Here is a 12,148-nt window from a genome sequence, read left to right on the forward strand (position 1 = left end):
TTCTGACATTTTGCATTTACGCACCTGTGATGAAGTGCAGATATCGACGTTCACAGGAGATCCGCCATGAGCAGAACCCCGGTTTTAGAGATGCGCCACATTGCCAAAACCTTTGGCAATTTCCACGCGCTCAAGGGCGTGGATTTGACGGTCTTCCCCGGTGAGATCCACGCGCTGATGGGGGAAAACGGCGCGGGAAAAAGCACGCTGATGAAGATCCTCGCGGGGGCCTATACCGCCACAGGCGGCGAGATCCTGATCGACGGTCAGCCGTTTCACATTAAAGGTCCGAAGGACGCGCTGGCCGCAGGCATCACACTGATTTACCAGGAGATGCAGCTCGCCCCCAATCTGACCGTGGCCGAAAATATCTTCCTCGGCAGCGAGCTGTCGCGCGGGGGGCTGGTGCAGCGCAAGGAGATGGCCGCCCAGGCGCAGGCGGTGATTGACCGTCTCGGCGCGCAGTTCAGCGCCACCGACCTGGTGATGAAGCTGACCATCGCCGAGCAGCAGCAGGTGGAAATCGCCCGCGCGCTGCACCGCAACAGCCGCATCCTGGTGATGGACGAACCCACCGCCGCCCTCTCCTCCCGCGAAACCCACCGCCTGTTCGAACTGATTTTGCGCCTGCGCGATGAGGGCATGGCGATTATCTATATCAGCCACCGCATGGCGGAAGTGTATGAACTTTCAGACCGCGTCAGCGTTCTGCGCGACGGGCAGTACGTCGGCAGCCTGACGCGCGACAAGCTCAACGCCTCCGAGCTGGTGAAAATGATGGTGGGCCGCCCGCTCAGCGATCTGTTCAACAAAGAGCGAGATATCCCTCTCGGTAGCCCGCGTCTCAACGTACACCACCTCACCGACGGTAAAAAAGTACAGCCGTGCAGCCTGCAGGTGCGCTCCGGCGAAATCGTCGGGCTGGCGGGGCTGGTCGGGGCCGGGCGTTCCGAGCTGGCGCAGCTGATCTTCGGCGTGCGCAAGGCCACGGGCGGCATGATTGAGGTGGACGGCGAGCCGGTGGTGATCCACTCCCCGCGCGCGGCCATTGAAAACGGCATCGGTTTTCTTACCGAGAACCGCAAGGAGCAGGGGCTGTTTCTGGAGCTGGCGGCGCAGGAGAACATCACCATGGCGACGCTGGAGCGCGACGCCACCTTTGGCATGCTTAACCGCAAAAAAGCCCAGTCCATTTCCGACGACGCTATCGCCCTGCTCAACATCCGCGTGCCGCATTCTCAGGTGCGCGCGGGCGGGCTCTCCGGCGGCAACCAGCAGAAGCTGCTGATCTCCCGCTGGGTGGCGATTGGCCCGCGCATTCTGATTCTCGACGAACCCACGCGCGGCGTGGACGTCGGCGCCAAAAGCGAGATCTACCGCATCATGAACCAGATGGCGCGCAAGGGGGTGGCGATTCTGATGATCTCCAGCGAGCTGCCGGAAGTGGTGGGGATGAGCGACCGGGTGTACGTGATGCGGGAAGGCAGCATCGCGGGCGAGCTTCACGGGCGCGACATCTCTCAGGAAAACATTATGACGCTGGCAACCGGCGTAAACGACACACATCATCAGGCGGTGCAATCATGACAACTCCAACCCATCCGCAGCAGGTGGCGAAATCCGCCTCCGCCAAAAAAATGCTGATGAGCGATCTGATGCAAACGGTCGGCATTTTGCCGATTTTAATCCTGATTGTGGCGGTGTTTGGCTTTATCGCCCCGAACTTCTTTACCGAAAGCAACCTGCTCAACATTACCCGTCAGGCGTCGATCAACATCGTGCTGGCGGCCGGGATGACCTTCATCATCCTGACCGGCGGGATTGACCTCTCCGTGGGCTCGATTCTGGGCACCACGGCGGTGGCGGCGATGGTGGTCTCGCTTATCCCTGAATTCGCGATGCTCTCCATTCCGGCGGCGCTGATGCTCGGCATGGTGCTGGGGCTGTTCAACGGCGCGCTGGTGGCCTTCGCCGGGCTGCCGCCGTTTATCGTCACGCTCGGCACCTATACGGCGCTGCGCGGCGCGGCCTACCTGCTGGCGGACGGCACCACGGTCATTAACTCCAACATCAGCTTCGAGTGGATCGGCAATAACTATCTCGGCCCCATTCCGTGGCTGGTGGTCATTGCCCTGGCGGTAATTGCGGTGTGCTGGTTTATCCTGCGCCGCACCACGCTCGGCGTTCATATCTACGCGGTCGGCGGCAACATGCAGGCGGCGCGCTTAACCGGCATCAAGGTCTGGCTGGTGCTGCTGTTTGTCTACGGCATGAGCGGCCTGCTCTCCGGCCTCGGCGGGGTGATGAGCGCCTCGCGCCTCTACAGCGCTAACGGCAACCTCGGCACGGGATATGAGCTGGATGCGATTGCGGCGGTGATCCTCGGCGGCACCAGCTTCGTCGGCGGGATCGGCACGATCACCGGCACGCTGGTGGGGGCGCTGATCATCGCCACCCTCAACAACGGCATGACGCTGATGGGCGTCTCCTACTTCTGGCAGCTGGTGATCAAAGGGGCGGTGATCATCATAGCGGTGCTGATAGACAAATACCGTACCCGACACCATCAAAGTGCATAACAACAATACCCTACAAGCGAGGAAGACAAGATGCGTTTGAAACCCTTAGTGACCGCGCTCTGTGCTGGCGCGCTGCTGGCCGCAACGCCGTTTGCGCAGGCAAAAGATCTGAAGTCCATCGGCGTGACGGTGGGCGACCTGGCTAACCCGTTCTTCGTGCAGATCACCAAAGGTGCCGAGCTGGAAGCGCGCAAGCTGGCTGGCGATAACGTCAAGGTGACGCTGGTCTCCAGCGGTTACGATCTGGGACAGCAGGTGTCGCAGATCGATAACTTCATCGCCGCGAAGGTGGACATGATCATCCTCAACGCCGCGGACTCCAAAGGGATCGGCCCGGCGGTGAAGCGCGCTAAAGAGGCGGGGATCGTGGTTGTGGCGGTCGACGTGGCGGCGGAAGGGGCCGATGCGACCATTACCTCCGATAACACCCAGGCGGGGGAAATGGCCTGTAAGTACATTACCGACCGCCTGAAAGGCAAAGGCAACGTGGTGATCATCAACGGACCGCCGGTCTCTGCGGTGCAGAACCGCGTGGAAGGCTGCCAGACGGAATTCAAAAAACATCCGGACATCAAGGTGCTCTCGGACAACCAGAACGCCAAAGGCAGTCGTGAAGGCGGGCTGGAAGTGATGACCTCTCTGCTGGCGGCTAATCCGAAGATCGACGGCGTATTCGCAATTAACGATCCGACGGCGATCGGCGCCGATCTGGCGGCGAAACAGGCCCAGCGCAACGAGTTCTTTATCGTCGGCGTGGACGGTTCCCCGGACGGTGAAGAGGCGCTGAAGCGCGAAAACTCCCTGTTCGTCGCGACCCCGGCGCAGGATCCGCAGGTGATGGCGGCGAAGGCGGTGGAGATCGGCTATGACATTCTGCAGGGCAAACCTGCGCCAAAAGAGCCTGTGCTGATCCCGGTGACGATGATCGATAAAAAGAACGTCGGCACGTATAAGGGGTGGACGGTTAAATAGCCCCCCCTCACCCCGGCCCTCTCCCCAAAGGGGAGAGGGTGTTCACGTTCCCTCTCCCCTTTGGGGAGAGGGTTAGGGTGAGGGGTACGTTTTGCACATAATGCCAGGAGTCCCCATGAAACGCTCCGACATCAATGAAATTCTCGGCCACACGCGGCAGTTTTTTTCCATGCACGACGTGCATCTCCCGCCGTTTGCCAGCTTTCCGCCAACCAAATGGCAGCAGCTCGATCGGGCTGCGTGGCAGGAAGTATTTGACCTCAAGCTCGGCTGGGACGTGACGGCGTTCGGCGGCAACAGCTTTGCCACCCAGGGCCTGACGCTGTTTACCCTGCGCAACGGCTCGCCGAACGGCGCACCGTATGAGAAATGCTACGCCGAAAAAATCATGCACGTTCGCGACGGCCAGGTGACGCCGATGCATTTTCACTGGCGCAAGCGGGAAGACATCATCAACCGGGGCGGCGGGAATCTGATTATTGAGTTGTGGAATGCCGGGATGCATGAGGAGACCGAAAACACCGACGTGACCGTCACGATTGACGGCTGTCGGCAAACCCACGCGCCCGGCAGCCAGCTGCGCCTCACGCCAGGGGAAAGCATCTGCCTGACGCCCGGCCTGTACCACAGCTTCTGGGGCGAACGCGGCTTCGGCGACGTGCTGGTGGGCGAAGTGTCGTCGGTGAATGACGACGAGCACGACAACCACTTTTTACAGCCCATTGCCCGCTATAACAACATTGAAGAAGACGAACCGGCGGTGCTGGTGCTGTGCAACGAGTACAACCTGTTTCAGAGATAAGGAGTGAATGATGCCACTGATTTCTCTTGCCGACGGTCTTGAGCACGCCAGGAAACATCGCTACGCGCTGGGCGCGTTTAACGTGCTCGACTCCCATTTTCTGCGCGCGCTGTTTGCCGCCGCAAAGCAGGAACGCTCGCCGTTTATCATCAACATCGCCGAAGTGCACTTTAAGTATGTGTCCCTGGATTCGCTTGTCGAAGCGGTTAAGTTCGAAGCCGCCCGTCACGATATTCCCGTGGTGCTGAATCTCGACCACGGCCTGCATTTCGAGGCGGTGGTGCGCGCTCTGCGCCTGGGGTTTAGCTCGGTGATGTTCGACGGCTCGACGCTGAGCTACGAGGAGAACATTCGCCAGACCCGGGAAGTGGTGAAGATGTGCCACGCGGTGGGCGTCTCGGTAGAGGCGGAGCTGGGCGCGGTAGGCGGGGATGAAGGCGGCGCTCTTTACGGGCATGCGGATGAAGCGTTCTTTACCGACCCGCAGCTGGCGCGGGAGTTTGTCGATAAGACCGGCATCGACGCGCTGGCCGTTGCCATCGGTAACGCACACGGGAAATACAAAGGCGAACCGAAGCTCGATTTCCCGCGCCTGGACGCCATTCGTCAGCAGACGGGGCTGCCGCTGGTGCTGCACGGCGGATCCGGGATTAGCGATGCCGATTTCCGCCGCGCCATCGAGCTGGGCATTCATAAAATCAACTTCTACACCGGCATGTCGCAGGCCGCGCTCGCTGCCGTCGAGCTGCGCATGGCGAACCGCCAGCCGCTCTATGACGAGTTTGCCGAACTGCTGCTGGGGATAGAAGAGGCGATAACCGATACGGTCGCCGAACAGATGCGCATCTTCGGCAGCGCGGGGCAGGCATAATGGAACGCAAAGGCATCATCGCCGCAGGCAACATGCTGGTGGATCACGTCCACCAGATCGTGCAGTGGCCGGAGCGCGGCTGGCTGGCGGAAATCACCCACAGCGAACGCTCCACCGGCGGCGCGCCGCTGAACGTGCTGCTGACGCTGGCGAAAATGCACGCTGGCCTGCCGCTACAGGCGGTGGGGCTGATTGGGGAAGACGGCGACGGGGATTACATTCTGGCGATGCTCGACCAGTATCACGTTAACCGCCAGCGGGTGCAGCGCACCACCTTCGCCCCGACCTCCATGTCGCAGGTGATGACCGATCCCAGCGGACAGCGCACCTTTTTCCACTCGCCGGGCGCCAACCGCCTGCTGGATCTTCCCGCCTTCGATCGTCTCGACGGATCGATGAAGATCTTCCATCTCGGCTATCTGCTGCTGCTCGACAGCCTGGATATGGCCGATGACGAATTTGGCACCCGCAGCGCGCGGCTGCTGGCGCAGATGCGCGAGCAAGGGTATGAAACGTCGCTCGATCTGGTGTCCCGCAAGGGCGACCCGCGCTATCAGCCGCTGGTCTTCCCTGCCCTGCGCCATCTTGATTATCTGGTGATTAACGAGCTGGAAGCCGGGGAGTTTAGCGGGCTTGAGATGCGCAACGACAGTGACGCGCTGAACATGGCCCATATCGCCGATGCCGCCGCGCAGCTGCTGGCGGCAGGCGTTCGCCAGCGGGTGGTGATTCACTGCCCCGAAGGGGCATGGGGTGAAGCCCCGGGAGAAGCAGGCAAATGGGTTCCGTCGTGGAGGCTGGAGCAGAACGAGATTATCGGCAGCGTCGGCGCGGGCGACGCCTTTTGCGCGGGCTTTTTATACGGCTGCCATGAATCGCTGTCGCTAACGGAGAGCATTTATCTGGCGCACGCCTGCGCGCGGGCCAGCCTGCTGGCGGCCAATGCGATTGACGGCGCGAAAACGCTGGCCGAACTGCAGCTGTTTATTAAAGAGAATACTTAGGCCGCTTTCTCGCTATGGGACACATCGGCTGCAAAAACGTAGCCCAGCCCGCGTATGGTTTTGATAAGCGCAGGCTGATGCGGGTTAGCTTCAATTTTCCGGCGCAGGCGCATGATCAACACGTCAATCGTGCGGTCGAACACCTCGGTACTTTCGCTGTGGGTGAGCTCAAGGAGCTGCTCGCGGCTCAGTACCCGACGGGCACTCTGCGTGAGCGCCAGCAGCAGGCCATATTCACCCTGAGTCAGTGGCACGACGTTACGCTGCGGATCAATCAGTTCACAGCGGGTGGTATCCAGCGTCCAGTCGTTAAAGGTTATCCCCGCCGCGCGCGGCATCGGCGTTTCTGCCGCCAGCGCCCCGGTACGTCGCAGCACGGCTTTTACGCGGGCCACCACCACGCGAGGATTAAACGGTTTGCCAATATAATCGTCGGCCCCCATCTCCAGCCCCACCACCACGTCTGATTCACTGCCCAGCCCGGTTAACATGATCACCGGCAGCGCCGGGCGCTGCTTTTGCAGCTGCAGCAAAACCTGTAATCCGTTGATATCCGGCAGCATCATATCCAGCAGCACAAGCGCGATAGCCGGCTCCTGCTGGACCTGCCGCAGCGCATCCTGACCGTTATGGCAGACAAGCACGCTGAAGACGTGCTCGCTCAGCACGTCCTGCAGCAGTTCGCAGACTGCCATATCGTCATCAACCACCAGTATCGCCGGTTTCATCATATGCTTCCGTCAGGGGATTATGTTAAGTCTGAACCATTCTGCCGTCGGCTCCAGTGAAATGGTTTTTTCCATGACGGAAATTCAACCCATGTCACATCCGCTGCCCATTCGACACGTCAATTTTGACGATTGTCGGCCTTTCGTCAGGGGTTTCGCCAGAAAATCGCCCATCAAGCCCTGAAGTAACCACATTAAAAACATGGCATAGAAGCTGCATTAGTCGGTGCGAAAGATTTGATTAACTGGAGCAGACTGATGAAAAAAGTCGTCACGGTTTGCCCTTATTGTGCCTCAGGTTGCAAGATCCACCTGGTGGTCGATAACGGCAAAATCGTCCGGGCGGAGGCCGCGCAGGGGAAAACCAACCAGGGCACGCTGTGCCTGAAAGGGTACTACGGCTGGGATTTTATTAACGATACCCAAATCCTCACCCCGCGCCTGAAAACCCCTATGATCCGCCGCGAGCGCGGCGGCAAGCTGGAAGCCGTCTCCTGGAACGAGGCGCTGGACTACGTCGCCACGCGCCTCGGCGCCATTAAGGCCAAGTATGGCCCGGATGCCATTCAGACCACCGGCTCCTCACGCGGGACCGGGAATGAAACCAACTATGTGATGCAAAAATTCGCGCGCGCCGTTATTGGAACCAATAACGTCGACTGCTGCGCTCGCGTCTGACACGGCCCATCGGTTGCAGGTCTGCACCAGTCGGTCGGTAACGGCGCAATGAGTAATGCCATCAACGAGATAGATAACACCGATCTGGTGTTCATCTTTGGCTATAACCCGGCGGATTCTCACCCTATCGTCGCGAATCACGTTATTCGCGCTAAACAGAACGGGGCGAAAATCATCGTCTGCGATCCGCGCAAAATCGAAACCGCGCGCATTGCGGATATGCACATCGCGCTGAAAAACGGTTCGAACATCGCGCTGTTGAATGCGATGGGGCACGTCATTATTGAGGAGAACCTGTACGACCAGGCGTTTGTCGCGAGCCGTACGGAAGGCTTTGAAGAATATCGGAAAATCGTCGAAGGCTATACGCCGGAGTCGGTAGAAGCGATCACCGGCGTGAGCGCGCAGGAGATCCGCCAGGCGGCGCGGATGTATGCCGGGGCGAAAACCGCCGCCATCCTGTGGGGCATGGGCGTGACCCAGTTCTACCAGGGCGTGGAAACCGTGCGTTCCCTGACCAGCCTCGCGATGCTTACGGGGAATCTGGGCAAGGCGCACGTCGGCGTTAACCCGGTTCGCGGCCAGAATAACGTCCAGGGTGCCTGCGATATGGGCGCGCTGCCGGATACCTATCCGGGCTACCAGTACGTGAAGTTCCCGGAAAACCGCGAGAAGTTCGCGAAGGCCTGGGGCGTGGAGAGCCTGCCGGCACACACCGGCTATCGCATCAGCGAGCTACCGCACCGCGCGGCGCACGGTGAAGTACGTGCGGCCTACATCATGGGTGAAGATCCGCTCCAGACCGACGCCGAGCTGTCTGCGGTGCGCAAAGGCTTTGAGGATCTGGAGCTGGTAATTGTCCAGGATATCTTCATGACCAAAACCGCGGCGGCGGCGGATGTGATTCTCCCGTCGACCTCCTGGGGCGAGCATGAGGGCGTCTACACGGCGGCGGACCGCGGCTTCCAGCGCTTCTTTAAGGCGGTCGAACCGAAGTGGGATCTGAAAACGGACTGGCAGATCATCAGCGAAATCGCCACCCGCATGGGTTACCCGATGCACTACAACAATACCCAGGAGATCTGGGACGAGCTGCGGCACCTGTGTCCGGACTTCTACGGGGCAACCTATGAAAAAATGGGTGAGCTGGGCTACATCCAGTGGCCGTGCCGGGACGAGTCGGAGGCCGATCGGGGCACGTCGTACCTCTTCGCAGAGAAGTTCGACACCCCGAACGGGCTGGCGCAGTTCTTCACCTGCGACTGGGTCGCGCCGATCGACAAGCTCACCGACGAGTATCCGATGGTGCTCTCTACCGTGCGTGAAGTGGGCCACTACTCCTGCCGTTCAATGACCGGCAACTGTGCCGCGCTGGCGGCGCTGGCGGACGAACCGGGCTACGCGCAGATCAACACCGCCGACGCGGAGCGCCTCGGCATTGAGGATGAAGCGCTGGTGTGGGTGAATTCTCGCAAGGGCCGCATCATTACCCGCGCGCAGGTCAGCGACCGTCCAAACAAAGGGGCGGTCTATATGACCTACCAGTGGTGGATTGGTGCCTGTAACGAGCTGGTGACGGAGAACCTAAGCCCGATAACCAAAACGCCGGAGTATAAATACTGCGCCGTCAACGTGGAGCCGATTGCGGATCAGCACGCGGCGGAACAGTATGTGATCGACGAATATAACAAGCTGAAAGCACGGCTGCGTGAAAGCGCAATGGGTTGAAGCCGTTAATTGATCGTTGAATAAAGGGAGTGATTTATTCACTCCCTTTTTATTTCCGCTTAAAACATTAAAAATATCAATTATTATTCTGGAAAGCGGCTCGCAAAAATAATGTAATTCGCGCAGAACAGAATTACATCTTTGCATTTTAATTCAGAGAGATAAGATGTGCGGCGGGTGCTTAAGACTTTCTGTCTTGAGCATTGTTGAGGGACAGAAAGTGGAAAGCCCCGGGAAATTTTCATTCACCCGAGGCTACCCCTCAACTACCAACAGGTTGAGAGTAGCCTCTTATTCTTTTTTTGACAAGGAGTAAAAGGCATGACGCCATTAAAAGCTGCGTTAGGCATCGTCTTTATTATCTGCCTGACGATAGTGATTTTTACCTTTATTACTCGCGGTAGACTCTGCGAGTTTTCAATAAAGAGTGAACATCAGGAGGTGGCGGCGAAATTAGCCTGCTTGGCAGGCTAACCTCTACGGGCGGAATCACGGTTCCGCCCGGCTTGTAGGATGCTGAGGTCTTAATGCACCCATTTTTTTCTTTTGCTACCGCGATTATACTGCGCGGCGTGTACCCAGATGATAAGAATCCATGAAAGCCATTTTTCTGTTGTTATTATTTTTTACGTCGTTCGCCCGCGCGGATGAGATAGGCAGCCAGTACCAGAAGCAGGCGGAAGCCGGCGATGCCCGCGCCCAGTATTATCTCGCCGATACGTACTTCAGCTCCGGTGACAGAAAGCAGGCCGCGCTGTGGGCCGAGAAAGCCGCGAAAGGCGGTGATGTCGACGCCATGGGATTACTCTCGCAGATCCTTTTTACGCAGGGGGATTACGCGCAGGCTAAAGCGCTGGCGCAGCAGGCCACCATCGCCGGCAGCAAGCGCGGCACGATTATGCTGGCGCGCATTCTGGTGAATACGCAGGCGGGTAAAACCGACTATCCTCAGGCCATCAAGCTCCTGCAAACGGCGACCGAAGATATCGACAACGACTCGGCGGTCGATGCGCAGCTGCTGCTGGGGCTGATTTATGCCAACGGCATAGAAGTGGCGCAGGATGACGTACAGGCGGCGTCATGGTTTAAGCGCAGCTCGTCCCTGTCACGTACTGGCTATGCGGAATACTGGGCAGGAATGCTGTTCCAGCAGGGTGAGAAAGGCTTTATCACACCCAATAAACAGAAAGCGCTGTACTGGTTGAACCTGAGCTGTACGGAAGGGTTTGATACGGGGTGTGAAGAGTTTGATGCGTTGAGCGGGGAGTAGAATCCCTCTCACCCTAACCCTCTCCCCAAAGGGGAGAGGGAAGAATCGTTACATCACTGGTCAGCCGTTTTATCAAAACGACCCAGCACCTCGCGTTCATACGCCAGCGCTTTTTTACGGTCGAATTTGTGTTCCCACTTGGCGATAACCAGCACCGCCAGCGCGTTACCCACCACGTTCAGCGCCGTACGCGCCATGTCGAGGATACGGTCCACACCGGCAATAAATGCCAGACCTTCCAGCGGAATACCGACGCTGCCAAGCGTCGCCAGCAGCACCACGAAGGAGACGCCCGGCACGCCTGCGATACCTTTAGACGTCACCATCAGGGTCAGCACCAGCACGATCTCCTGCCACAGCGACAGGTCAATGCCGTACAGCTGCGCGATAAAGATAGCGGCGATACTCTGGTACAGCGTTGAACCGTCCAGGTTAAAGGAGTAGCCGGTCGGTACCACGAAGCTGGTGATAGACGCTGGAGCACCGTAGGCCTCCATTTTCTCAATAATGCGCGGCAGCACGCTCTCGGAGCTTGCCGTCGAGTACGCCAGAATCAGCTCATCCTTCAGGATACGAATCAGGATCCAGATGCTCAGCCCGCACAGGCGCGCCACAATGCCCAGCACCACCAGCGCGAAGAACAGGATCGCGAAGTGCACCAGAATCACCAGCTTCGCCAGCGGCCACAGGGAGGCAAAACCGAAGTTCGCCACGGTCACAGCGATAAGCGCGAACACCCCAACCGGCGCGTAGCGCATCACCATGTGGGTCACTTTAAACATGGTTTCGGAGATAGAGCGGAACACGGTGACCAGCGGCTCGCGGTGCGTCGCCGGCAGGGAGGAAAGCCCCAGACCAAACAGCACCGAGAAGAAGATGATCGGCAGCATCTCGCCTTTCGCCATGGAAGCTATGATGTTGGTCGGCACCAGCGACAGGATAGTCCCCATCAGACCGTGGGAATGGCTCTGCACGTCAGCGGTGGTGCTTTGGTATTTCGAAATATCCACCGTTGCCAGCTGCGACATATCGATCCCGGAACCCGGCTGGAACACGTTCGCCAGCGTAATGCCGAGGATAATCGCAACCGTGGTGATCACTTCGAAATAGAGAATAGTTTTCGCGCCAATGCGGCCTAACTGCTTCGCATCGCCGACGCCCGCGATACCGACCACCAGCGTCGAGATCACAATCGGCACCACAATCATCTTAATCAGATGAATAAAAATATCGCCTGCCGGAGAGAGCAGGTTCGCAATCAGCCATTCGCGGCTGTCGCTATGATAATGAAGATAACTGCCCAGCAAGATGCCCAGCACAAGGGCCAGCAGGATCTGCCAGGCCAGGCTGACTTTTAAATTTTTCATAGAAACTGACTTCCTCAATGAAATCTCCGTACCAGCAAAACTGCATGAATATGGAGACATACTGAAAGGGTATGAATTGTGTTGCGTTGGTTTATGGGATTTTTTAACGCGGCGTATGAGTATCATCTGCGCGACCTGTTGCGCAAGCC

Annotated in this window: 11 protein-coding genes; 9 read left to right on the forward strand and 2 right to left on the reverse strand. The window is 58.6% G+C overall.

The window, feature by feature from the left end; translation table 11 throughout:
- Positions 1-66: 66 nt before the first annotated feature.
- The 6 genes from USG84_RS19740 (at position 67) to USG84_RS19765 (ending at position 6,228) form a co-directional block, all read left to right on the forward strand.
- On the forward strand, positions 67-1,587 hold the full coding sequence (locus tag USG84_RS19740) for a sugar ABC transporter ATP-binding protein (protein ID WP_028015199.1): 1,521 nt from the start codon (positions 67-69) through the stop codon (positions 1,585-1,587).
- Positions 1,584-2,579 (forward strand): ABC transporter permease subunit, encoded by a 996-nt coding sequence (locus USG84_RS19745; protein ID WP_023310077.1) that lies wholly within the window; start codon positions 1,584-1,586, stop codon positions 2,577-2,579. The genes USG84_RS19740 and USG84_RS19745 overlap by 4 nt, the downstream gene beginning before the upstream one ends.
- Positions 2,580-2,609: 30 nt before the next feature.
- Positions 2,610-3,551: an ABC transporter substrate-binding protein gene (locus USG84_RS19750; RefSeq protein WP_028015197.1), complete on the forward strand. Its 942-nt coding sequence runs from the start codon at positions 2,610-2,612 to the stop codon at positions 3,549-3,551.
- Positions 3,552-3,666: 115 nt separating this feature from the next.
- Complete coding sequence (locus USG84_RS19755) at positions 3,667-4,353, forward strand: D-lyxose/D-mannose family sugar isomerase (RefSeq protein ID WP_151412715.1); 687 nt, start codon at positions 3,667-3,669, stop codon at positions 4,351-4,353.
- Between the two features lie 10 nt (positions 4,354-4,363).
- Complete coding sequence (locus tag USG84_RS19760) at positions 4,364-5,224, forward strand: ketose 1,6-bisphosphate aldolase (protein WP_151412725.1); 861 nt, start codon at positions 4,364-4,366, stop codon at positions 5,222-5,224.
- Positions 5,224-6,228 carry a carbohydrate kinase family protein gene (locus USG84_RS19765; protein ID WP_151412714.1) on the forward strand — a complete coding sequence of 335 codons (1,005 nt, stop codon included), beginning with the start codon at positions 5,224-5,226 and terminating at the stop codon, positions 6,226-6,228. Before USG84_RS19760 ends, USG84_RS19765 begins: the two co-directional genes overlap by 1 nt.
- Here the strand turns inward: USG84_RS19765 and USG84_RS19770 are convergent.
- Positions 6,225-6,956 (reverse strand): response regulator, encoded by a 732-nt coding sequence (locus USG84_RS19770; RefSeq protein WP_061099531.1) that lies wholly within the window; start codon positions 6,954-6,956, stop codon positions 6,225-6,227. The genes USG84_RS19765 and USG84_RS19770 overlap by 4 nt on opposite strands.
- Before the next feature lie 258 nt (positions 6,957-7,214).
- On the opposite strand from USG84_RS19770, the gene fdhF reads away from it, so the two are divergent.
- From fdhF to USG84_RS19785, 3 genes are all read left to right on the forward strand, one after another.
- Positions 7,215-9,362, forward strand: a complete 2,148-nt coding sequence (fdhF, locus tag USG84_RS19775) for a formate dehydrogenase subunit alpha (protein WP_080442041.1) — start codon at positions 7,215-7,217, stop codon at positions 9,360-9,362.
- Between the two features lie 321 nt (positions 9,363-9,683).
- Positions 9,684-9,836, forward strand: coding sequence for a Hok/Gef family protein (locus USG84_RS19780; RefSeq protein ID WP_151412713.1), 153 nt, complete (start codon positions 9,684-9,686; stop codon positions 9,834-9,836).
- Positions 9,837-9,957: 121 nt separating this feature from the next.
- A complete protein-coding gene (locus tag USG84_RS19785; RefSeq protein WP_151412712.1) occupies positions 9,958-10,632 on the forward strand; it encodes a tetratricopeptide repeat protein in 675 nt (224 codons plus the stop codon).
- A 53-nt stretch (positions 10,633-10,685) separates the two neighbouring features.
- On the opposite strand, the gene gltP is transcribed toward USG84_RS19785, so the two are convergent.
- Complete coding sequence (gene gltP / locus USG84_RS19790; RefSeq protein WP_028015187.1) at positions 10,686-11,999, reverse strand: glutamate/aspartate:proton symporter GltP; 1,314 nt, start codon at positions 11,997-11,999, stop codon at positions 10,686-10,688.
- Positions 12,000-12,148 lie beyond the last annotated feature (149 nt).

The sequence above is a fragment of the Enterobacter sp. 168J2 genome, assembly GCF_034107265.1.
Lineage (GTDB): Bacteria > Pseudomonadota > Gammaproteobacteria > Enterobacterales > Enterobacteriaceae > Enterobacter > Enterobacter nematophilus.

Coding starts and splice junctions, on each gene's coding strand:
- USG84_RS19740 (WP_028015199.1), top strand. CDS start 67: ATGAGCAGAACCCCGGTTTTAGAGATGCGCCACATTGCCAAAACCTTT.
- USG84_RS19745 (WP_023310077.1), top strand. CDS start 1,584: ATGACAACTCCAACCCATCCGCAGCAGGTGGCGAAATCCGCCTCCGCC.
- USG84_RS19750 (WP_028015197.1), top strand. CDS start 2,610: ATGCGTTTGAAACCCTTAGTGACCGCGCTCTGTGCTGGCGCGCTGCTG.
- USG84_RS19755 (WP_151412715.1), top strand. CDS start 3,667: ATGAAACGCTCCGACATCAATGAAATTCTCGGCCACACGCGGCAGTTT.
- USG84_RS19760 (WP_151412725.1), top strand. CDS start 4,364: ATGCCACTGATTTCTCTTGCCGACGGTCTTGAGCACGCCAGGAAACAT.
- USG84_RS19765 (WP_151412714.1), top strand. CDS start 5,224: ATGGAACGCAAAGGCATCATCGCCGCAGGCAACATGCTGGTGGATCAC.
- USG84_RS19770 (WP_061099531.1), bottom strand. CDS start 6,956: ATGAAACCGGCGATACTGGTGGTTGATGACGATATGGCAGTCTGCGAA.
- USG84_RS19780 (WP_151412713.1), top strand. CDS start 9,684: ATGACGCCATTAAAAGCTGCGTTAGGCATCGTCTTTATTATCTGCCTG.
- USG84_RS19785 (WP_151412712.1), top strand. CDS start 9,958: ATGAAAGCCATTTTTCTGTTGTTATTATTTTTTACGTCGTTCGCCCGC.
- gltP (WP_028015187.1), bottom strand. CDS start 11,999: ATGAAAAATTTAAAAGTCAGCCTGGCCTGGCAGATCCTGCTGGCCCTT.